19 protein-coding genes are annotated in these 21,745 nt (G+C 71.9%); 8 read left to right on the plus strand and 11 right to left on the minus strand.

Features of this window, described 5'->3' with window-relative positions:
* The coding region (locus tag ABZ404_RS23525; RefSeq protein WP_358990841.1) for a substrate-binding domain-containing protein at nt 1–501 on the plus strand (501 nt) is incomplete at its 5' end.
* Nucleotides 502–571: 70 nt separating this feature from the next.
* Here ABZ404_RS23525 and ABZ404_RS23530 read toward each other — a convergent pair.
* Nucleotides 572–1,054 (minus strand): MarR family transcriptional regulator, encoded by a 483-nt coding sequence (locus ABZ404_RS23530; RefSeq protein ID WP_358834599.1) that lies wholly within the window; start codon nt 1,052–1,054, stop codon nt 572–574.
* 116 nt (nt 1,055–1,170) lie between these two features.
* Here ABZ404_RS23530 and ABZ404_RS23535 point away from each other — a divergent pair, with 116 nt between their 5' ends.
* Complete coding sequence (locus tag ABZ404_RS23535) at nt 1,171–1,581, plus strand: organic hydroperoxide resistance protein (protein ID WP_358834598.1); 411 nt, start codon at nt 1,171–1,173, stop codon at nt 1,579–1,581.
* A 116-nt stretch (nt 1,582–1,697) separates the two neighbouring features.
* On the opposite strand, the gene ABZ404_RS23540 is transcribed toward ABZ404_RS23535, so the two are convergent.
* Nucleotides 1,698–2,099, minus strand: a complete 402-nt coding sequence (locus tag ABZ404_RS23540) for a nuclear transport factor 2 family protein (RefSeq protein ID WP_358834597.1) — start codon at nt 2,097–2,099, stop codon at nt 1,698–1,700.
* A 367-nt stretch (nt 2,100–2,466) separates the two neighbouring features.
* Between ABZ404_RS23540 and ABZ404_RS23545 the strand changes: the two genes are divergently transcribed.
* Nucleotides 2,467–4,092: a M4 family metallopeptidase gene (locus ABZ404_RS23545; protein ID WP_358834601.1), complete on the plus strand. Its 1,626-nt coding sequence runs from the start codon at nt 2,467–2,469 to the stop codon at nt 4,090–4,092.
* A 65-nt stretch (nt 4,093–4,157) separates the two neighbouring features.
* Here the strand turns inward: ABZ404_RS23545 and ABZ404_RS23550 are convergent, their stop codons facing one another.
* Nucleotides 4,158–4,349 carry a hypothetical protein gene (locus tag ABZ404_RS23550; protein WP_358834596.1) on the minus strand — a complete coding sequence of 64 codons (192 nt, stop codon included), beginning with the start codon at nt 4,347–4,349 and terminating at the stop codon, nt 4,158–4,160.
* Nucleotides 4,350–4,798: 449 nt separating this feature from the next.
* Here ABZ404_RS23550 and ABZ404_RS23555 point away from each other — a divergent pair, with 449 nt between their 5' ends.
* Complete coding sequence (locus tag ABZ404_RS23555) at nt 4,799–5,809, plus strand: 2-oxoglutarate and iron-dependent oxygenase domain-containing protein (protein WP_358834595.1); 1,011 nt, start codon at nt 4,799–4,801, stop codon at nt 5,807–5,809.
* Between the two features lie 414 nt (nt 5,810–6,223).
* Nucleotides 6,224–6,895 (plus strand): hypothetical protein, encoded by a 672-nt coding sequence (locus ABZ404_RS23560; RefSeq protein ID WP_358834594.1) that lies wholly within the window; start codon nt 6,224–6,226, stop codon nt 6,893–6,895.
* A gap of 58 nt (nt 6,896–6,953) precedes the next feature.
* Here the strand turns inward: ABZ404_RS23560 and ABZ404_RS23565 are convergent, their stop codons facing one another.
* From ABZ404_RS23565 to ABZ404_RS23590, 6 genes are all read right to left on the minus strand, one after another.
* Nucleotides 6,954–7,634 carry a hypothetical protein gene (locus ABZ404_RS23565; protein ID WP_358834593.1) on the minus strand — a complete coding sequence of 227 codons (681 nt, stop codon included), beginning with the start codon at nt 7,632–7,634 and terminating at the stop codon, nt 6,954–6,956.
* Between the two features lie 193 nt (nt 7,635–7,827).
* Nucleotides 7,828–8,217, minus strand: coding sequence for a D-ribose pyranase (gene rbsD, locus ABZ404_RS23570; RefSeq protein ID WP_358834592.1), 390 nt, complete (start codon nt 8,215–8,217; stop codon nt 7,828–7,830).
* The gene (locus ABZ404_RS23575) at nt 8,214–9,119 is read right to left on the minus strand and encodes a ribokinase (RefSeq protein WP_358834591.1); all 906 of its coding nucleotides are present in this window, start codon (nt 9,117–9,119) and stop codon (nt 8,214–8,216) included. The genes rbsD and ABZ404_RS23575 overlap by 4 nt, the downstream gene beginning before the upstream one ends.
* Nucleotides 9,120–9,157: 38 nt before the next feature.
* Nucleotides 9,158–11,107, minus strand: a complete 1,950-nt coding sequence (locus ABZ404_RS23580; protein WP_358834590.1) for a substrate-binding domain-containing protein — start codon at nt 11,105–11,107, stop codon at nt 9,158–9,160.
* Nucleotides 11,097–12,635 (minus strand): sugar ABC transporter ATP-binding protein, encoded by a 1,539-nt coding sequence (locus ABZ404_RS23585; RefSeq protein WP_358834589.1) that lies wholly within the window; start codon nt 12,633–12,635, stop codon nt 11,097–11,099. Before ABZ404_RS23585 ends, ABZ404_RS23580 begins: the two co-directional genes overlap by 11 nt.
* Nucleotides 12,632–13,648: a LacI family DNA-binding transcriptional regulator gene (locus tag ABZ404_RS23590; RefSeq protein WP_358834588.1), complete on the minus strand. Its 1,017-nt coding sequence runs from the start codon at nt 13,646–13,648 to the stop codon at nt 12,632–12,634. Before ABZ404_RS23590 ends, ABZ404_RS23585 begins: the two co-directional genes overlap by 4 nt.
* Nucleotides 13,649–14,280: 632 nt before the next feature.
* On the opposite strand from ABZ404_RS23590, the gene ABZ404_RS23595 reads away from it, so the two are divergent.
* Nucleotides 14,281–15,570: a YncE family protein gene (locus tag ABZ404_RS23595; RefSeq protein ID WP_358834587.1), complete on the plus strand. Its 1,290-nt coding sequence runs from the start codon at nt 14,281–14,283 to the stop codon at nt 15,568–15,570.
* A 366-nt stretch (nt 15,571–15,936) separates the two neighbouring features.
* Nucleotides 15,937–17,769, plus strand: a complete 1,833-nt coding sequence (locus ABZ404_RS23600) for a M4 family metallopeptidase (protein WP_358834586.1) — start codon at nt 15,937–15,939, stop codon at nt 17,767–17,769.
* Between the two features lie 114 nt (nt 17,770–17,883).
* On the opposite strand, the gene ABZ404_RS23605 is transcribed toward ABZ404_RS23600, so the two are convergent.
* Nucleotides 17,884–19,362 carry an MFS transporter gene (locus ABZ404_RS23605; RefSeq protein ID WP_358834585.1) on the minus strand — a complete coding sequence of 493 codons (1,479 nt, stop codon included), beginning with the start codon at nt 19,360–19,362 and terminating at the stop codon, nt 17,884–17,886.
* A gap of 161 nt (nt 19,363–19,523) precedes the next feature.
* Complete coding sequence (locus tag ABZ404_RS23610; protein ID WP_358834584.1) at nt 19,524–20,519, minus strand: GNAT family N-acetyltransferase; 996 nt, start codon at nt 20,517–20,519, stop codon at nt 19,524–19,526.
* 124 nt (nt 20,520–20,643) lie between these two features.
* Here ABZ404_RS23610 and ABZ404_RS23615 point away from each other — a divergent pair, with 124 nt between their 5' ends.
* Entirely contained in the window at nt 20,644–21,702 is a 1,059-nt protein-coding gene (locus ABZ404_RS23615; protein ID WP_358990843.1) for a DUF6528 family protein, read from the plus strand.
* The last annotated feature ends 43 nt before the right edge of the window (nt 21,703–21,745 follow it).

Below are 21,745 nucleotides of genomic sequence, written 5' to 3' on the forward strand. Positions count from 1 at the left end.
GGCAAGGAGTACGACACCAAGGAGTGGAAGCCGGAGAACGCCAACGCCAACATGGAGGGCGCGATCTCGGCCCTGGGCAAGGACAAGATCATCGGCGTCTACTCCGCCAACGACGGCATGGCGGGCGGCATCATCACGGCCCTGAAGGCCGCCGGTCTCTCCACCCTTCCCCCGGTCACCGGCCAGGACGCCGAACTCGCCGGAGTCCAGCGCATCGTCATGGGTGAGCAGTTCATGAGCGTCTACAAGCCGTACGTCCAGGAGGGTCCCGTGGCCGCCCAGATGGCCGTCGCGCTGGCCAAGGGACAGCCGCTGACCATGATCACCAAGACGACGGTCGACTCTCCCACCCGGCAGGCCATCCCCTCCGTGATCATCCCGATCGTCTCCCTCACCAGGGCCAACATCAAGGAGACGGTCATCCGCGACGGCGTCTACTCGAAGGCCGAGATCTGCACGGCCAATGTGAAGGACGCCTGCGACGCGATGGGTCTGAAGTAGCCGTCGCGGGCGAGGCGGCGCGGTTCGCCGTGGCCGCCGAGTTCCCCGTGACCACCGGGGCGCGGCGGCTTCAGTGCGCCCGGTCCAGTGAGGTCGTGATCCGTCCCAGGAGCTGCTGGAGGGAGAGGACCTCCTCGACCGAGAGGCCCGTCGCCGAGAGGATTTTCAGGGGGACGGGCAGGGCGCGTTCCCGCAGGCCGGAGCCGTCCTCGGTCAGGCGGACCGTCACCGAGCGCTCGTCCTCGGCGCTGCGCTCCCGGGTGACGAGGCCCGCCGACTCCAGCCGCTTGAGCAGCGGCGAGAGCGTGCCGGAGTCGAGCCGCAGCCGTTCGCCGATGACCTTGACGGGCTGCGCCCCGTGCTCCCACAGCACCAGCATCACCAGGTACTGCGGATAGGTCAGGCCCAGATCCCTGAGCGCGTCCCGGTAGACGCCGCCGAAGGCGCGTGACGCGGCGTGCAGCGAGAAGCAGACCTGGTGGTCGAGGCGGAGGAGGTCGACGTCGGACGCCAGGGGCGGGTGCGACGCGGCGGGGGTCGACGAGGAGCTCATGTCACCAGGGTAGCGCCTCGGACGTCATTGAGTTGCGCGCAATTTAGTTGTGTGCAACTCTCTGGTGCAGAGGGGAGCGGCAGCCGCTCACCACCGGACGGAAGAAGAGGCATCCCATGGACGCGCTGTACACCGCCGCCGCCACCGCCAACGGGCGCGAGGGCCGGGCCGTGAGCTCGGACGGCCGACTCGACCTGCCCCTGGCCATGCCCCCGGCGCTGGGCGGGAACGGCGAGGGCACCAACCCCGAGCAGCTCTTCGCCGCCGGGTACGCGGCCTGCTTCGCCAGCGCCATGGGAGCCGTCGGCCGTGAGATGAAGCTGGACACCAAGGACGTCTCCGTCACCGCCGAGGTCTCCATAGGCAAGGACGACACCGGCTTCGGCCTCGCGGTCGTCATGCGCGTCGAGCTGCCGGACGAGCTGGGCGGCGAGACCGGGCAGCGGCTGGTGGAGGCGACCCACGCCTTCTGCCCGTACTCCAAGGCGACGCGCGGCAACATCGAGGTCGAGCTCGTCATCGAGTGACCGACAGCGCGTGACCGGCGGTCGCAAGCCGCCGCCGGCGTGCGAAGAGCCCGGGCCCACGAGGAAATCCTCGTGGGCCCGGGCTTCTCGCGCACGGTCCCGGATCCGCGCGGCGCTCAGCCCGCGGCCGCCTCCTCGCGGATCCGGTCGAACTGCGCCCCCATCGCCTCCGAAAGCGCCTGGGCCCCCGACAGCGGACGGACCATGACCGTGAAGTCGTCGATCAGGCCGTCCTCGTCGAAGTGGAGGAAGTCGCAGCCGTTGACCTCCAGTTCGCCGACCTTGGCCGTGAAGACCAGCGCCTGGTCGCGGCCGTCGGCGCCGACGATCTCCCGCACATAACGGAAGTCGGTGAAGACCCGGCTCACGCCCCGCAGAATCGCCGCCGTGATCGCCCTGCCCGGATACGGCTTGAACGCCACCGGGCTGGTGAACACCACGTCCCGCGCGAGCAGTTCCTCGATCGCGGCATGGTCACCGGACTCCACGGCCTCACGGAAGGCACTCGTCGTCGCCATCGCCGACCCCTCTTCCCTCGTCACACCTAGTCAACTTTTTGAATAGGTGCTGACGACAGTAGTCATCTGCCTCGGCACGGTCCAGACCCCGACAGGTCCTTTCACATCCCCCAAGGTCACTTTCCGGCCACAACGGAACGTGACAGCCGGTTCACAGCTTGACGCGCGACGACCTGGGACGCCCGAAATCCCTTGACCGGAAAGCCACTTCCCGTTCCGCCCCAGCTCAGCGCACCTCGGATGCTTTCCGGTCATTGTGCGGACACCTCAATGACATGTACGCGCCCCTCCTGCAACGCTGTGCTCGCACGTGGCACCCGCACCCCCCACCTCCCCCTCAGAAAGGGACGCTCGCGTGACCTCTCGTATAACGCGTTCTACGCGCGTCGTCGGCCCCGTCGCCGCCGCCGCCCTGCTCGCCGCCGGTCTGACCGCCCTGTCCTCCGGATCCGCCGGCGCCTCCTCCCCCACGGCCGACGGCCCGTCCGCGCAGCCGCTCCGTCTCTCCGCCTCCCAGCGGGCCGAGCTGATCCGCGAGGCGAACACCACCACCGCCAAGACCGCTTCCGAACTGGGCCTCGGCGCCCAGGAGAAGCTCGTCGTCCGTGATGTGGTCAAGGACGCCGACGGCACCGTCCACACTCGTTACGAGCGCACCTACGCCGGACTGCCCGTCCTCGGCGGCGACCTCGTCGTGCACGAGACCAAGTCCGGTGCGACCGCCGGGGTGACCCGGGCGACCAGAGCCGCCATCAAGGTCGCCTCCACCACCCCCGCCCTCGACACGGCCGCCGTCCAGCAGAAGGCGCTCACCGCCGCCAAGGGCGCGGGCGCCGCGAAGGCCACGGCCGACCAGGCGCCGCGCAAGGTGATCTGGGCGGCGAGCGGCACCCCGGTCCTCGCCTACGAGACGGTGGTCGGCGGCCTCCAGGACGACGGCACCCCCAGCCAGTTGCACGTCGTCACCGACGCCACCACGGGCGAGAAGCTCTCCCAGTGGCAGGCCGTCAAGACGGGCACGGGCAACAGCGAGTACAGCGGCAAGGTGACCCTCGGCACCACCAAGTCCGGCTCGACGTACCAGCTCAGCGACTCCGCCCGGGGCGGCCACAAGACGTACAACCTCGCCCACAAGACCGGCGGCAAGGGCACGCTCCTGACCGACACGGACGATGTGTGGGGCAACGGCCTGGCCTCCAACACCCAGACCGCGGCCGTCGACGCGCACTACGGCGCCGCTGTCACCTGGGACTTCTACAAGAACGTGCTGGGCCGCAACGGCATCAAGAACGACGGCGTGGCCTCCTACAGCCGCGTCCACTACGGCAACGCCTATGTCAACGCGTTCTGGGACGACAGCTGCTTCTGCATGACGTACGGCGACGGGACCGGCAACGCCGCCCCGCTGACCTCGCTGGACGTCGCCGGGCACGAGATGTCGCACGGTCTGACGGCGGCCACCGCCAACCTCCAGTACAGCGGTGAGTCCGGCGGCCTCAACGAGGCCACCTCGGACATCCTCGGCACCTCGGTGGAGTTCTTCGCGAAGAACGCCACCGACGTCGGCGACTACCTCATCGGCGAGAAGATCGACATCAACGGCGACGGCACCCCGCTGCGCTACATGGACAAGCCGAGCAAGGACGGCGGGTCCAAGGACGCCTGGGCCTCCGGCCTCGGCAACCTCGACGTGCACTACTCGTCGGGCCCGGCCAACCACTTCTTCTACCTGCTCTCGGAGGGCAGCGGCGCCAAGACCATCAACGGCGTCAGCTACAACTCGCCCACCTCGAACGGCTCCACGGTCACCGGCATCGGCCGCGACAAGGCCGTGCAGATCTGGTACAAGGCGCTCACCTCGTACATGACGTCGACGACCGACTACAAGGGCGCCCGCACCGCCACGCTCAGCGCGGCCGGCGCGCTCTACGGCGCGAGCAGCGCCGAGTACAAGGCGGTGAACGCGGCCTGGGCCGCGGTCAACGTCGGCTGATCCCCGCACCCGGCCAGGAGAGGCGGGCGCTCACCCCGGAGGGGGCGGGCGCCCGCCTCGCCGCGTCAGAGACCCGCGCCCCGCATCGGCGCACCGCCGAAGAGGCTGCCGAGCAGGTGGCCCGCGAAGTTCAGACCCGCCTGCTCACGGGGCGTCAGGTCGGTGGGCCCGTCGGTGGGCAGGGCGTGCGCGGTGCCCGCGGTGAGGCAGACCGCGGCGGAGAGGCCGGCGAGGACGACGGCGAGACGACGGAGCATGGGGGATCCCTTGGCTGGTGGACGGGCCGGCGTGCGGCTGGACGCGTACGACTCTCGCCAATCCGCGGCACTGGACGCGGGAGGCGGGGCTGGGGGATGCCCCGATCGGATGAGCAGACCGCGCCGATCGCGCGTCAATGTGGGGAAGGTCTCCTCCGCGACCGGGCGCCGCGGGCGTACTCTCAGGTCATGACTCTTCTCGTGATGCGCCGACACGTGGACTACGTGCGCGTCACGACCACGAGCTGTCGCCCGCAGGACTGACCCTCGCGGCCTTCGCGGCCATGGCCCGGCCCGGCTCCTCGCCCGCCCCGGCCCTCGCCCTTCGCCCACGGTCCTGTCGCGGTCTCCCGGTTCGGCGCACCCCTACGCCTCTCCGTCCCGGCCGTCCTCCCGCCAACCCCGGGGACAGGACCTCCGTACATCCCGGAACGGAAACGGAACCGCTCATGTCCAGCATCACCCTGCTTCCCACCTCCCTGCCCGTGGTCGACCTCGCGCAGGCGGACGACCCGGCCACGCGTGACGCCTTCCACGAGGGGCTGCACCGAGCGGCTCGCGACACCGGGTTCTTCCATCTGACCGGCCATGGCATCGACGCCGCCGAGTTCGCCCGCATACTTCGGCTGACCAGGGAGTTCTTCGCGCTGCCGGAGGCCGACCGGCTCGCCCTGAGCAATCTGCGCTCGCCGCACTTCCGCGGCTACACGCGCATCGGCCACGAGCTGACCGGCGGGCGTTCGGACTGGCGCGACCAGCTGGACGTGGGGGCCGAGCGGCCGGCGCCCGTGGTGGGCCCGGACGACCCGGCGTACCGCTGGCTGGAGGGGCCGAACCAGTGGCCCGACGCGCTGCCGGAGCTGCGTACGGTCGTGCTCGACTGGCAGGACCGACTCGCCTCCGTCGCGCACCGGCTCCTCCAGGAGCTGCTCACCTCGATCGGCGCCCCGGCCGACTTCTTCGACGCCGCCTTCGCGGACCGACCGCACCTGCACACCAAGCTGATCCGCTACCCCGGCAGCGCGCCGGAGGGCGACGGCCAGGGCGTGGGCGCCCACAAGGACTACGGCTTCCTCACGCTGCTGCTCCAGGACTCGGTGGGCGGCCTCCAGGTCCGGCTCGGGGACGGCTTCGTGGACGTGCCGCCGCTGCCCGGCGCCTTCGTCGTCAACCTCGGTGAACTCCTGGAGATCGCGACCCGGGGCTATCTGTCCGCCACCGACCACCGGGTGGTCTCGCCGCCCGGAGCGGTGGAGCGGTACTCGGTGCCGTTCTTCTACAACCCGCGTCTGGACGCCCGTATCGACACGGTCCCGGGCGCCTATCTGGCCGACGCGCCGGGAGTGGCGCAGAGCGCCGACAACCCGCTGCACGCCGAGTACGGCCGCAACGAGCTCAAGGGGTGGCTGCGGGCCCATCCGCGGGTGGCGCGGCTGCACCACCCGGAGCTGGTGGCCTGAGCGCGTGTTTTCGGGGCGCCGTCCTCCCGCGGTCGGCGGCGCCCCGGAGGGAGCGGGGCCGTCTGCTCGGGGATAGACGGCCCGGCTCCGATACCAGCTTGCGCCGCATTTCCCGGAAAAGCACCGGGTGTGCGACCACGTAAAGTGGCCAATTCGGCTGCGCCAGGGCGCCCTGTGGCGGGCGGGCCGGATGGGGTGAACGTGGTCACCCGGCGTGACCGCGTGAGCCTGTCAGGGTGACGGACTACCGCGGAGGGCCTACCGCCGGGGTATGAGACGCCCCCCACTGCTACCCCTGAGGTTCATCCGGGTTCAACCCCCCGGTGAATGCCCGGCGTCGGCGGTGATTCCTAGGGTGTTCGGCACACCGGGGACAGCGGTCCTCGGGGGAACCCCAGGGAAGGGAACGAGTCCATGACCACGGTACGGGGGAAGTCCAGGTTCGCGTACGGCGCCGTCGTCGCGATGGCCGTCGCCGGGATCGGCGCCCTGCCGGCGCAGGCCTCGCCGGCACACGCCAAGACGGCACAGGAGCAGTCCGCCGCCTCCGCCACGAGCGCGACGAGCACCACCGGCGCCGGCGGCAAGGCCGCCGCGTCCCGCAGCTACACCTACCTCTCCTTCAAGATCAACAAGAAGGACACCTCCAACTCGCGGCTGAGCCTGGTGTACGTCCAGGTCGTCAACCCGGACAAGGTCCGCACGTACACCGTGAAGACCTGGCGTGCCGGGTCGGGGACGGGCAGCACCAACTCGTGCCTGAAGAACCGCGGCGTGCTGCCGAAGGGCGACTACAGGATCCGCTCGTTCGAGGCCCACAAGGACGGCGGGAAGGGCGGCATCCACGGCCTCGCCTGGTACATCGGCGAACACCTCTGCAAGCCCCACGGGGTGAAGCGGGACGCGCTGTTCGTCCACAGCGAGATGCTGCCCAACGGCAAGCAGGGCAAGACCGAGCCCTACCGCTGGGACGGCAACAGCGACTACAAGTCCAACGGCTGCATCAAGCTCAAGCCGTCCGACGCCCGTGACCTGGCCGGCTTCCGGTCCAACTACCCGCACCCGGGGAAGCTGTACGTGTCGTAACCGCGGCGCGCGCAGGGGCCCCCGCCGGCACCGGCCGACGGGGGCCCTCCGGCGCGTGTCAGCCGCCGACGAACTCCTCGGCGCCGTACCGCACCTGGGCCTTGTTCCAGTCGACGCCCAGCCCGGCCACGAACTTCCGGGCGAGCGGGAGGTCGTCGAGGGGGGCGATGAGGACGAGGCGGCCGTCCCGGGCGGTGACCGAGCCGCCGCCGAGCTCGTCCCGGGCCTCGGGGTCCGCCACGAGCGCGTCGTGGAGCTCGCGCGAGGTCACCCCGCTCGCCTCGATGTCGACCGCGTTGGTCTCGGGCGAGGTACGCGGGAGGTGGCGGAAGGTCAGCACGGACTCCTGCCGGTACTGCTTGCGGATGATGTCGGCGAGGTGGTGCAGCCCGGCCGCGCCGACGTGGTTGACGTCGAACTCGCGTGAGCGCTCGTACGTCGCCTGCTGGAGGCCGGAGGACCAGAAGACGCCGTCCAGGAGGGTCGAGCGGCCCGCCCTCGCGCCATGGGAGCGGATGATGTCGCGGACCTCGTGGTCGAAGCGGACCAGCCGCGTCCTGAGCCGCGGGTCGTCGGGGTCGGTGATGGTGGCCGTGTTGTCCGTGGCGAAGATCTCGGCCGTCGCCGGGGCGTGTCCCGTCCCGCCCGAGGACGGGGCCGCGGCGGTCGCCGGGACCGCGCCCGTCACCACGAGGGTCAGCGCGCCGACCGCCGCGAGGGTGCCCAGCCGTCGTGTCATTCCCGCACTCCCTGGCCCGAGGCCCCGAGGGCCGTGTGCTGCTGCGTCGGCCGACGCACCGGGGATCACGGTAAGGGGCACGAGGGGGCGCCTTCCGGGATATGTACGCGTATGGCCGATAACCGATGGGGCGGCCGCGCGGGCCCAGGGCGTGTTGCGAAAGTCCCGCCTGCCCCGCGACGCCCAACACGCCCTAGAAGAACACCCCGCAGCTGAGCAGCACGTTCGCGTACGGGCGCGCCTCCCCCGTCCGTACGACCAACCGCGCGCCCGCCGACAGCGCCTTCAGCTCGTCGTGCGCGACCAGGTCGAGCCGCGGAAGGCGGTCCGCCAGCAGCCGCGCGGCCTCGGGGTTCGCCGCGCGCACCTCCCGCGCGGCAGTCGCGCCCTCCACCACCAGCTCGGCCAGCAGCCCGTCGAGCACCTCCGCGAACGAGGGCACCCCGGCGCGGAACGCCAGGTCGACCACGCGCGGGCCGGCCGGGATGGGCATGCCGGCGTCGCAGACGAGGACCCCGTCGCCGTGGCCCAACTCGGCCAGCGCGCCCGACAGATGACGGTTGAGGATGCCGCCCTTCTTCACCGCGCGAAGACCTCGTCGGCGGTGGGGAAGGACTCCTGCGCGCCCCGCCGGGTGACGGCCGCCGCGCCGACCCGCACGGCGAACGCGGCGGCGTCCGCCAGGCTCTCGCGCAGACTCAGCCGCCAGGCGAGCGCGGCGGTGAAGGCATCGCCCGCACCCGTGGTGTCCACCGCCTCGACCCGCGGGCTCTCCACCCGGACGAACGAGTTCGTACTGCCGGCCGCGACCAGGGCGCCCGCCGCGCCCAGCGTGATCACCACCGAGCGCGGTCCGCGCAGCAGCAGCGCCCGCGCCCAGTCCTCGGGGGCGGGCCCCGCCGAGGCGCCCAGCAGGAACCGGGCCTCGTGCTCGTTGACGATCAGCGGATCGCAGGCGGCGAGCACCTCGGCGGGCAGCGGGCCGGCGGGCGAGGGGTTGAGGACGAACCGGCTGTCGAAGGCGAGGCTGCGGACGGTCTCGACCACCGTCTCCAGCGGGATCTCCAACTGCGCCGAGACCACCCGCGACGCCTGGAAGAGGCTGGCGGCGGCGCGTATGTCCTGCGGGGTCAGCCGGGCGTTGGCGCCGGGCGAGACCACGATGCTGTTGTCCCCCGAGGGGTCCACCGTGATCAGCGCGACCCCGGTGGGCGCCCCGCCGACCAGCAGGCCGACGGTGTCGACTCCGGCTTCCCGCTGGGAGTCGAGCAGCAGCCGTCCGTACGCGTCGTCCCCGACCCGGGCGAGCAGCGCGGCGCGCGCCCCGAGGCGGGCGGCGGCCACGGCCTGGTTGGCGCCCTTGCCGCCGGGGTGGACCGCCAGGTCCGAGCCGAGGACCGTCTCACCGGGCCCGGGGCGCCGGTCGACGCCGATGACGAGGTCGGCGTTGGCGGACCCGACGACCAGGAGGTCGTAGTCGTACATCCCTGTCCTGCTTTCGCTGAGTGGCGGACCGGCGTCCGTCATGAGAAGTCGGCGGCGTTCTGCCGGGTGACGACCTTGACCGGGACCTTCACGGCGCTCTCGACCGTGTCGCCCTTGGCCGCCCGCAGGGCGTTGCGCACCGCGATGCGGCCGAGTTCGGAGGGCTGCTGCGCGACCGTCGCGTACAGCGTGCCCGCTGCGACCGCCTTCAGGCCATCGGGGGTGCCGTCGAAACCGACGACGGCAACGGAGGCGCCCGCCCGGTCGCCGAGCGCCTTGACCGCGCCGAGCGCCATCTCGTCGTTCTCGGCGAAGACCCCGGTGACGCCGGTGTGGGACTGGAGCAGGTTGGTCATGACGTCGAGGCCCTTGGCGCGGTCGAAGTCGGCGGGCTGGCGGGCGACGACGGTGATGCCGGGGTACGCCCTGATGCCCTCGGCGAAGCCCTGGCCGCGCTCGCGGCTGGCGGAGGTGCCCGCGGTGCCCTGGAGGACGACGATCCGGCCCTTGCCGCCGAGCCGGTCGGCGAGGGTTTTGGCGGCGAGCCTGCCGCCCGCGACGTTGTCGGAGGCGACCAGCGTCGCGGTCTCGGCCTTGTTGACGCCGCGGTCGGCGGCGACCACCGGGATGTCCGCCTTGTTGGCGCCGCGCACCGAGGGTCCGACGGCGTCCGAGTCGACCGGGTTGACGATGATCGACTTCACGCCCGCGCCGGTGAAGTTCTGGATCTGGTTGGCCTGCTGGGAGGCGTCGTTCTGGGCGTCGGTGACGGTGAGGTCGATTCCCGCCGCCTTGGCCTCCGCCCTGGCCCCGGCCTCCATCTGCACGAAGAACGGGTTGTTGAGGGTGGAGAGCGACATGCCCACCCTGGTGGACGAGCCGGACGAGCCGGTGTCGACGAACGACAGGGCGCCCAGGACCGCCGCCAGGGCGACGGCCGCGGCCGCGAGCTTCGCCGCGCCCCGCCTGCCGCCCGACCCGGGCGCGCTCCCGGCGGCGGACGCGGTCGTCGCCCCGACGCGGCGGCGTGCCGTGTCGAGCAGCACCGCGAGCGCGATGACCACGCCGATGACGACCTGCTGCCAGAAGGCGGACACCGACAGCAGGTTGAGGCCGTTGCGCAGCACCGCGAGGATCAGCGCGCCGATGAGGGTGCCGGAGGCCTTGCCGACGCCGCCGGAGAGGCTGGCCCCGCCGATGACGACGGCCGCGATCGCGTCGAGCTCGTACCCCTGGGCGGCCTGCGGCTGCGCCGAGACCAGCCGGGAGGCGAGGACGACGCCCGCGACGGCGGCGAACAGGCCCGAGAGCGCGTAGATGGCGATCTTCTGCCGCTTGACCCGCAGTCCGGAGAGCCGGGCCGCCTCCTCGTTGCCGCCGATCGCGTACATGGAGCGCCCGATGTACGTACGGGACAGGATCAGGGCGGTGAGCAGCCCCATCACCACCATCACGATCACCGGGACCGGCAGATGGCCGCCCAGGGTGTCGCCGACGCGGGAGACGGACTCGGGGAAGGCGATCGGGCTGCCCTGCGACAGGACCAGGGACAGGCCCCGGCCGACCGAGAGCATGGCCAGGGTGGCGATGAACGGCGGGAGTTTGCCGTACGCGACGAGGGCGCCGTTGACGGCGCCGCAGGCCAGGCCCGTGCCGATGGCGAGCAGGACCGCGAGCCAGACCGGCAGGCCCTGCTCGGTCGCGGTCCAGGCGAGCACGGTGGCGCTGAGGGCGGCCACCGAGCCGACGGAGAGGTCGATGCCGGCCGAGACGATGACGAAGGTGACGCCGAAGGCGAGGATCGCGGTGACGGCGGCCTGGACACCGACGTTGAGCAGGTTCTGCGTGGTCAGGAAGTCACCGGAGAGCAGCGACATCGCCACCGCCAGGACCACCAGGGCGCTCAGGGCGCCGTTGTCGAGCAGCAGGCGGCGCACAGCCCGGGCGCCGCTCGCGTCCGTGGTGCTGCGGAGCGTGTCAGTGGCCACGGGGACCCTCCTCTTCGTGCGGTGCCGGGGCGGTGGCGGGGGCCGTGCCGACGGCGAGTTCCATGACCGCTTCCTGGGTGGCGCGGGCGGCGGGGAGTTCCCCGGCGATCCGTCCCTGGGCCATGACCAGGACCCGGTCGCTCATGCCGAGCACTTCGGGCAGATCACTGGAGATCATGAGGACGGCGTGCCCGGCGGCGGTCAGTTCGTTGATGAGCCGGTAGATCTCGACCTTGGCGCCGACGTCGATGCCCCGGGTCGGCTCGTCGAGGATGAGCACCTTCGTCTCGGCGAGCAGCCATTTGCCGATGACGACCTTCTGCTGGTTGCCGCCGGACAGGGTGCGCACCTGCTGGCCGGGTCCGGCCATCCGGATGCCCAGCCGCTCCGCGATCCGTGCGGCGGCCGTGCGCTGCCCCTTGCGGTCCACGAGGCCTGCGCGGGTGGCCGAGCGCAGGGTGACCAGGCCGAGGTTCTCCTGGACGGAGGCGTCCAGGACGAGGCCCTGGCCCTTGCGGTCCTCGGGGACGAGGCCGATCCCGGCGGCCATGGCGGCGTTCACGTCGTGCCGGGCGACGGACGCGCCCAGCACCTCGACGGTTCCGCTGTCGTAGCGGTCGGCGCCGAAGACGGCCCGGGCGACCTCGGTGCGGCCCGCGCCGACCAGCCCCGCGAGGCCGACGACCTCGCCGGCGCGCACCTCGAAGCCGATGTCGTGGAAGGCGCCGTCGCGGGTGAGCCCGCGCACCGAGAGCAACGGGGCGCCGGGGTCGGGGCGTTCGCGCGGGTACTGCTGGTCGATGTCGCGTCCCACCATCAGGCGGACGAGTTCGGCCTCCGGGGTGGCGGCCGGCACCTGGCCGACGCTCCTGCCGTCGTGCAGGACGGTGACGCGGTCGCCGAGCGCCGCGATCTCTTCGAGGTGGTGGGTGATGAAGACGACGCCCACGCCGTCCGCCCGCAGCGAGCGCACGATCGCGAAGAGGGTGTCGACCTCCTCGGAGGTGAGGACGGCGGTGGGCTCGTCCATGATGAGCACGCGCGCGTCCAGGCTGAGCGCCTTGGCGATCTCGACCATCTGGAGCCGGGCGATGCCCAGTTCCCGTACGCGCGCGTGGGGCGGCACGTCCACGCCGACGCGCTTCAGGAGCACGGCCGCGTCCGCCTCCATCCGTTTGCGGTCGATCATGCCGAAGCGGCGCGGCTGGCGGCCCAGGAAGATGTTCTCCGCCACCGAGAGGTCGGGGACCAGGGTGAACTCCTGGTGGATGGTGGCGATCCCGAGCCGTTCGGCGTCCTGGGCGCTCTGGACGCGCACCTCGTGTCCGTCGACGAGGACGCGGCCGCTGTCGGGGCGGTGGGCGCCGGAGAGCACTTTGATGAGGGTGCTCTTGCCCGCCCCGTTCTCGCCGAGCAGGACGTGCACCTCGCCCCGGCGCAGGGCGAAGTCGACGCCGTCGAGGGCGAGCACCCCGGGGAAGGCCTTGCGTATGCCCTCGACGCGCAGGAGATCGGCGGAACCGGTCACGGGGTGCTCCTCCGGGTGGGGGCGTTCTCGCCGCAGGAGCTGCGGACGACCAGACGGGCGGGCAGGGTGACGGACTGCGGGGGGCGGCCCTCGATGCGGTCGACGAGCGCGCGGACGGCGGCCCGGCCCAGCGCGCCGGTGGGCTGCGCGATCGCGGTGATCGGCGGGTCGGTGTGGACGAACCACGGGATGTCGTCGAAGGCGGCGAGCCCGATGTCGTGCGGGACACGCAGGCCGTGCGCGCGGATGGCGTCGAGCGCTCCCAGCGCCATCAGGTTGTCGGCGGCGAAGACGACTTCGGGCGGTTCGGCGAGCGCGAGGAAGCGCTCGGTGCAGCGGCGGCCGCTGCCGGCCTGGAAGTCGCCGTGGCCGATGTAGGCCTCGGGCAGCGGGAGCCGGTGCTCGCCCAGGGCGTCGCGGAAGGCCTCGACGCGTTCGCTGCCGGTGGTGGTGGCGGCGGGGCCCGCGATGATGGCGAGCCTGCGGTGGCCCAGGGCGTGCAGATGGGCGACGAGATCGCGGACGGCGGCCCGGCCGTCGGCCCGTACGACGGGTACGTCCACACCGGGGATCCAGCGGTCCACGAAGACCATCGGGGTGGCGGCGCGGGCCGCGTCCAGGATCAGCGGGGAGCCCCCGTCGGTCGGCGAGACGAGCAGGCCGTCGATCCTGCGGTCGAGGAGGGTGCGGACGTGGTGGTCCTGGAGTTCGGGCCGCTCGTCGGCGTTGCCGATGATGACGCTGTAGCCGAGCGCGCGGGCCTCCTCCTCGACGGAGCGGGCGAGTTCGGTGAAGTACGGGTTGAGTACGTCGCTGATGACCAGGCCCAGGGTGCGCGTCTGGTCGGTGCGCAGCGACCTGGCCACGGCGTTGGGCCGGTAGCCGAGGGCGTCCACGGCGGCGAGGACGCGGGTGCGCGCCTCGGGACTGACGGACGGGTGGCTGTTGAGGACCCGGGAGACCGTGGCGACGGACACGCCCGCGTGGGCGGCCACGTCCTTGATGCTCGCCATGTGCCGGACCACCTCCTTGTGCGTCCGTGGAATCGATTACACGGAGGATTGGAATCGATTACAGGCCCTCCGGCAAGCCCCTCCCCCGGCTCCGAGATCCGATCGTGATGAACACCCGCTTCGGGCGGGCGCCGCGGCGGGACGCGCGGCACGCCACGGACCGCCCTTGACGGCGGCGCCGCCCCGACGGCTCCCGAGCGGCGCGTCCGCGGCGCTCCCGCGACCCAACCACTGGTGCGGAGAAGGCTGTTGACGGAAACGCTCCTGCCGTCACATGCCGGGAACGCTCTTCCCCTCGCCGCGCGCCGGGCACACCGGCCGCGGAAGGAGCGGTCCAGGTACCCAAGGGGATCGACTCGCCCACACGGTGACGATTCCGGCGGGCCGCGCCGGCGCGAAGCTCAGTCTCCACCTCCATGTCGACACGGCCCTCGACATGAGCCGAGACCGCCTCGCGATCCAGCGGACGCCGCCCGCCCCTCAGCGGGGTCGGCGGCGTCCGCCGCGTCCGGCCGGGCCCGGCATCCGCCGCCGTCATGGCTCTTGCCTTGTCGCGCGGGCCTCACTACCGTCCGGTAGCCACATCGCACCGTGATTGTCATGCCCCCCACAAAACCATCCGGAGTGAGACGATGCCCGCCTACCGAACGCTCGGCTCTCTGGCGGCCGTGGTGACCCTCGCCGTGACCGGGGCCTCCGCGACCGCTTCCGCTTCCTCGTCCGCCTCCGACGCCCCCAGCACACCGGCCGCGGGTGCCGCGGCCCTGCGCGAGGTGATGTTCGTCGGCAACAACTGGGACGGCACCGCCGACGTCGTGAAGTCCAGCGGCGACCTCGCCCGGATCGGGCGGATCAACGTCATCCCGGACAAGGACCAGCGGCTCACCGAGATCTACCTCAACCCGATCAAACTGGCCTACTTCCTCGGCATCCGGCAGGGCCCCGGCGAGGGCCACGACCAGTTCGTGGACGACATGTACTCCACGCCCGACGGCTCCGCGGTCGTGGTCTCCCGGCCCAGCTTCGCCGATGTGGTCTCCCTCGACCTGGCCACCGGGCACATCAACTGGCGCTTCCCCGTGTCGGGTTACCGCTCGGACCACATGGCGGTCTCCCCCGACGGCACCCGGGTCGCCGTCTCCGCCTCCACCTCGAACACCGTGCACGTCCTCGACATCGCGACCGGCCGGCAGCTCGGTTCCTTCGCGACCGGCGACAAACCCCACGAGAACGTTTTCACCGACGGGGGAAAGTACCTGTGGAACATGGCGATCGGGGAGGTGAACACGGCGCTCGACGACCCGGCGTGGGACTGGACGAAGGGTGACCGGCGTATCACCGTCGTGGACGCGCACACCTTCAAGCCCGTCAAGGTCATCGACATGCGCGACCGGCTCGACGCGTTCGGCCGCAAGGACCTCTCCGACGCGGTACGGCCCGTGGTCTTCACACCCGACGAGTCCACGCTCTACTTCCAGGTGTCGTTCTTCAACGGCCTGCTGGAATACGACATCGCCACCGACCGGATCACCCGCGTCAAGACCCTGCCCAAGAACCCCGCGACCAGCGAGGACCGCACCACCTGGGTCAACGACTCGCGCCACCACGGCCTCTCGATCAGCCCCGACGGTGCCCGCCTCTGCGTCGCCGGGACGATGGACGACTACGTCACGGTCGTCGACCGGGCCACCTTGCGGGAGGGGCCGCTGGTCCCCGCGTCCAAACCGTACTGGGCGACCGTGAGCGGGGACGGCACGTCGTGCGTCATCTCCGAGAGCGGGGCGGACCGGATCACCGCGATCGACTTCGCGACCGGCCGCAGGACGGTGTCCGTCGCGGTCGGTGACCACCCGCAGCGGGTACGCCTCGGCCATGTCACCGCCGACTGGACCGGTCCGGCGGCCCGTCACCCGGCGAGCTGACGCCGCCCCCGGTCCGCCAACGATCCGCGCATTTCCCCTCGTACGGGAGGGAAACGCCGCCCGCGCGCTGTGATGACCAGCACAGTGCGCGGCCGGTGCAACCAACGTGGTCCGGTGCACATCTGGACCGGTGGGATCATCGGAGGAACACGCATCCCGCACGGCCGGTCGCTCTGTGTCCGCACGGGCGGAGGCGATGGTTAAATCTCCGTTCCGAAGGCACACAAGCCGAACAAACGGCTTTACATGCGCATGTCAGGCATAGCAGTGTTCGCTCGGGACCACACAGTCCCCGCGGTGCTCGCAGACACCGTGCGTACGGGCGGTTGTAGCCGGCCGCCCCGCAACACCTAAGGATCCTCCATAGTGCGTACACCCCACATACGCAGACTGGCGATCGCCCTGGCCGTCACCACGGCCGCGACCATCACGGTGGGGGGCGTGGGCACCGCCGTCGCGACCTCCGCCGCCTCCGGGAACTCCCGGGTCGCCGCCTCCGGGAACTCCCGGGTCGCCGCCTCCGCCAAGTCCGCGAAGTCGGTCGTGGACGCGGCGCGCGCCGCCGCCTTCGCGCACGCCGCCGCCACCGGTGTCTCCAAGGACGACACCCTGACGGCCACCGACACGCTGGTCGACCCGGACGGCAAGCAGCACGTCCGGTTCGCCCGCGCCCACAAGGGGATGCCGGTCCTCGGTGGTGACCTGGTCATCCACCTCGACGCCAAGTCCGCGTACCTCGACGTGACCCGGGCCACCCGCCGCCAGGTCGCCGTCACCGCCAAGGCACCGAAGCTGACGGCCGCGCAGGCCAAGGCGAAGGCCGCCTCCCGGGCGAAGGGCGACGCGGGTACGCCCGAGCTCGTCGTCGACGTGCGCGCCGGCCGCACCGCCCTCGCCTACCAGATCAAGGTCAGCAACAGCAGGACCACCGAGGCGGGCGGCGTCCGCACGGTCGTCATCGACGCCACGACCGGCGCCGTGCTCACCGACATCCCCGCCGCGGACACCTTCATCTCGCCGCGCCTGAAGTCCAAGCTGCGCAAGAGCGGCGAGAAGGCGGCGCCGCTCACGGGGGTGAAGACCTCCGGCGCCGCCGCCACCGCGTCCGCGGGCAAGCCGTTCAACCCGCCGCGCACCGCGGGCATCCCGTCGGTCGGTTCCGGCGCGTCGCTGTTCGTCGGCAAGGTGCCGCTGAACACCCTGAGGACCGGCGGCACCTCGTACCTGCTCAAGGACGCCACCCGCGGCAACACCGAGACGCGCGACGCGGGCGGCCGTGAGCTGGAGCAGTTCACCCAGGGCAAGGCGTTCACCAGCACGTCCAACACCTGGGGCAACGGCGCCAAGACCAACCGGCAGACCGCCGCCGTGGACGCCCAGTACGGCATCGCCAGCACCCTCGACTTCTACAAGAAGGTGCTGGGCCGCAACGGCATCAAGAACGACGGCGCCGGTGCCCGCGCGATGGTGCACTTCGGCACCAACGTGGGCAACGCGTTCTGGTACTCCGAGTGCGGCTGCATGCTCTACGGAGACGGCGACGGCGCCACCTTCACCCAGCCGCTGGTCGTCCTCGACGTCACCGGCCACGAGCTCACCCACGGCGTGGTCGACGCCACGGCCAACCTCCAGCCGACCCGGGTCGACGACCAGGGCAACCAGTTCGGTGAGCCGGGCTCGCTCAACGAGTCGCTCGCCGACATCTTCGGCAGCAACGTCGAGTTCGAGACCAACAACGCCAACAACGCGCCCAACTACCTGGTGGGCGAGAAGCTGGGACTGGCGCAGACCTTCCTGCGCCGTCTGGACAAGCCGTCGCTCGACGAGCTGGAGGGCACGGTCGACTACTGGTCGCCGGCCTCGTACGACGCGGAGGTGCACGGCGGTTCGGGCGTCTCCTCGCACGCGTACTACCTGCTCGCCGAGGGCAGCGGCAAGAAGACGATCGGCTCGGTCGCCTATGACTCGCCGACCTACGACGGCGCGTCCGTGACCGGTATCGGCCGCGCCAAGGCGACGCAGATCTTCTACCGCGCCCTGACGCGCTACATGGTCTCCACCACCGACTTCCACGACGCCCGTACGGCGACGCTGAAGGCGGCGGCCGACCTGTACGGCACCTCCGGCGTCGAGTACAAGACGGTCGACAGGGCCTGGGCCGCGGTCAACGTCACCGCGGCGAACACGCCGAAGCGCTGACACCCGGCGCGGACGAAGGAGGCGCCCCCGCGGTATGCGCGGGGGCGCCTTCGCCTTGGTCCGGCCGCCCGGCGGGGCGGCCGGGCGACCGGTCCGCCGCCAAAAGTCAGGCTCTCAGCCTCCGGCGGCCGCCTCCCGGGCCGACAGGGGCGTGGCGATGTCCTCCAGCGACTTGCCCTCGGCGTCGACGGCGAAGAACGCCGCCACCCCGCCCGCGATCGTCATCAGGGCCGCGCCCACGCAGAAGGCCACCACCGCGTCGTCGACGATGCCGCTCGACGTGAGCCCGGAGAAGACCAGCGGCCCGGAGATACCGCCGGCGGCCGTGCCGATCGCGTAGAAGAAGGCGATCGCCATCGCCCGGGTCTCCATCGGGAAGATCTCACTGACCGTCAGATAGGCCGAACTGGCGCCCGCCGAGGCGAAGAAGAGCACCACGCACCAGCAGGCGGTCATCGTGGTCGCGTTGAGCCACCCCTGGCTGAAGAACCAGGCGGTGACGAAGAGCAGCGCGCCGGAGAGCAGATAGGTCCCGGCGATCATCACCCTGCGCCCGACGGTGTCGAAGAACCGGCCGAGCAGCAGCGGTCCGAGGAAGTTCCCGAAGGCGACGACGGCGAAGAAGTAGCCGGTGTGGCCGCTGGCGACGTCGAAGAACTTCACCAGGATCGAGCTGAAGCCGAACGTGATGGCGTTGTAGAGGAAGGCCTGCCCGATGAAGAGCGCGAAGCCCAGCACCGCGCGCTTGGGATAGGAGCGGAAGAGGGTCCTGGCGATCTCCAGGAACCCCACGCTCTCGCGCTGTTCGATGGTGATGGCCCGGCCCGGCGCGGGCAGCGGCTCGCCCGTCTCCTCCTCGACCTGCCGTTCCACGTCCTTGACGAGCCCCTCCGCGCCCTCCTCCTGGCCGTGGATGAACATCCACCGCGGACTCTCCGGCACATGCCGCCGCACCAGCAGGATGACCAGGCCGAGCACCACGCCGAGGGCGAAGGTGAGCCGCCAGCCGAGGTCCTTGGGGAAGAGGTCCGTGTTCAGGGCGAGGACGGACAGGAGCGCGCCGCCCATCGCGCCGAGCCAGTAGCTGCCGTTGATGATGAGGTCCACCCGGCCGCGGTACTTGCTGGGGATGAGCTCGTCGATCGCGGAGTTGATGGCCGCGTACTCGCCGCCGATCCCGAAGCCGGTGAGGAAGCGGAAGAGGAAGAACCACCACGCGGAGAAGGACAGCGCCGTCATGGCGGTGGCCGCCAGATAGACCGCGAGGGTGATGAGGAAGAGCTTCTTGCGGCCGTACCGGTCGGTGAGCCAGCCGAAGAAGAGGGCGCCGAAGCAGGCTCCGGACACGTACAGCGCGGCGCCGAGACCGGTGATCTGCGCGTCGGTGATGTCCAGACCGCTGCCGTCCTCGGAGAGGCGGCTGGCGATGTTGCCGACGACGGTGACCTCGAGGCCGTCGAGGATCCACACGGTGCCGAGCCCGATGACGATCATCCAGTGCCAGCCCGACCAGGGCAGCCGGTCCAGCCGCGCGGGGACCTCGGTGGTGATGGTCCGGCCCCGCGCCTCGCTCCCCACCGTCGCACCGTCCATGCGTGCCTCCTGCCTGCCGAGGTCCGATGAGCGCCCGGGATACCGGACGTGTCCGCCACGGGTACCCGAAGATCATCCCGACTAACCCGACCGATCGGGGCGCGTACCCGCTTCACACCGGCGCCGGGCGGGCCCGGCGCGCCCCCTGCTTCCGCGTGCCCTCAGCCGCCCCTCAGCGGCCGGGCGTACGTGACGTACTCGCGGTGGGCGGTGAAGCCCAGCCGTTCGTACAGGCCCAGGGCGCCGGACGGGTTGGCGGTGTCGACGGTGAGGGAGGCGCTGTCGTAGCCGTGGGTGAGGGCGGCGTCGAGGGTGGCTGCCATCAGGGTGGGGGCGGCCCCGCGCCCGCGGTGCGAGCGGCGGGTGGCGAGGTAGCCGACGTGGCAGTCGCGGGTGCCGTCGGCGGCGGTGTCCGCCTCGTACTCCTCGGCGATCAGGTACGCCACCACCTGATCGCCGTCCAGGAGCAGCCTCGACAGGGCCGGGCGGAACGAGCGGGCGCCCACGACATGGGTCCGCCAGTCGGTCGGGTCCATCGCGGTGAAGTCCCAGTGGTCCCGGAAGGCGTCGTTGTGGGCCAGCCGGGTGGGCTCGTCCCAGACGGGCTCGAACGGCACGAGCCGCAGCCCCTCCGGTACGCCCCCGGTCATCGGGCGCCCGGTGTTGAGCGGGTGGGTCATCTCGAACCACCAGCGGCAGGCGGTGAACCCGCCGCTCGCCGCCAGCGCCTCCAGGTTGGCATCCCCGGACTTCCCGCTGATCAGGAGCTCACCGGGCAGGTGCGCGAAGCCCTCGGCGTAGCGGCTGCGGGCCCGTGCGTCCATCCAGGAGACGAGATGGCGGCCGAGGCCCTGGCGCCGCCAGTCGGGGTGGACCGCCGCGTCGCCGCGGAAGCGGGCCGCGTCCACGGCTCCGTCCGGGGCGTGCACCAGGGCGTAGGCCACGAGCCGTGCGCCGTCCCACAGCGAGAGGGTGTCCCGCTCCAGGTCCAACTTGGGGTTCTCCAGCTCTTCGGCCAGGTCGTCGGCGTCGACGTGGTGGCCGCTCCTGTCGGCGCGCTCCGCGTCGACGCGCAGCCTCAGCCAGGCGGGCACGTCGGCCTTGTCCAGCGGCCGCGTCAGGAATCCGCCGGGTGCGATGTGCGACGTGGTGTTCACCGCTCCATCGTCGGTCGCGGCCGGTGGAGCCGCCCGCTGGCCCGTCCGGGTGGAGTACGCGGGGACCGCGCGCCCCCTTCACCACGGGAGAGGAAGGCGCCTGCCAACGTAGGACCCCGTGCCCATGACACGTCCCGCATCCTCCTCGCGCGCCCCCCGCCGGGCCCTGCTGCGGGCCGCCGTGGCCGGTGGGCTCGCCGCGCTGGCGGCGCCGACGGCCGGCGCGGCCGCGCGGGCCCCCTCCCCCGCTGCCGCGCCCCCCTCCTCCCGCGCGCCGGGGACCCAGATCCTCGCCTGCGACCAGGCGTCCCAGTCGGTGATCCTGCTCGACGCGGCCAGCGCCTACTGGCGTTCGGGCAGCCCCGACCGGACAGCCCGGGCCGCCGATCTGCAACCGCTGTGGTCCTGGTCGCCGGTGGCCGACCCCACCCTGGCGGATCTCGATCCGCGCGGCGGCTGGCAGAACGTCAGCGAGGCCAAGGCCCGCGCCACCGCCGCCGGCCCGCTGCTGCTGACCTGCGCCTCCGGCGGTTTCGTGGCGGCGGTGCACCGCGAGGGCGGGGCGGTGTACTGGGCGGCCTCGCTGCCCGCCTCGGCCAACCCCCACAGCGTCGAGCTGCTGCCGGACGGCAACATCGCGGTGGCGGCGAGCACCGGCGGCTTCGTCCGTGTCTACGCCGCCTCACAGGGCGCGCGCTCGGGGACGCACGCCTCTTTCGCGCTGCCGGGGGCGCACGGGCTGCTGTGGGACGCGGGCAGCGGACTGCTGTGGGCGCTGGGCGACCGGCTGCTGGTGGGCCTCGCCGTGGAGGGCGGCCCCGCGAGCCCCCGGCTGACGGCGGCGCGGACCGTCGCCCTGCCCGAGACCGGCGGCCACGACCTGGCGCGCGCGCTCGGCACGGACAGCACGATGTGGCTGTCGACCAGCACCCATGTGCGCCGCTTCGCCGTCCCCACCGGCGCGTTCGTCCCGTACCCGGACGAGAGCGCCGTCGACCGCCCTTCGGTCAAGAGCGTCAGCCAGAACCCGGCCACCGGGCAGCTCCTGACCGTGAGCCCCGAGCCGGGCGCCCCCTGCACCTGGTGCACCTCCCGCATCCGCTTCCACGGGCCGGGCGGGGAGGAGGAGCTCAAGGGGTCGAGCCTGTACAAGGCGCGGTGGTGGACGGCCGACGCGCCCTGACACCCGGCCGCCGCGGGAAGGCGGCCGGGCGCCGGCTGTGGGT

The sequence above is a fragment of the Streptomyces sp. NPDC005878 genome, assembly GCF_040629815.1.
Classification (GTDB): Bacteria; Actinomycetota; Actinomycetes; order Streptomycetales; family Streptomycetaceae; genus Streptomyces.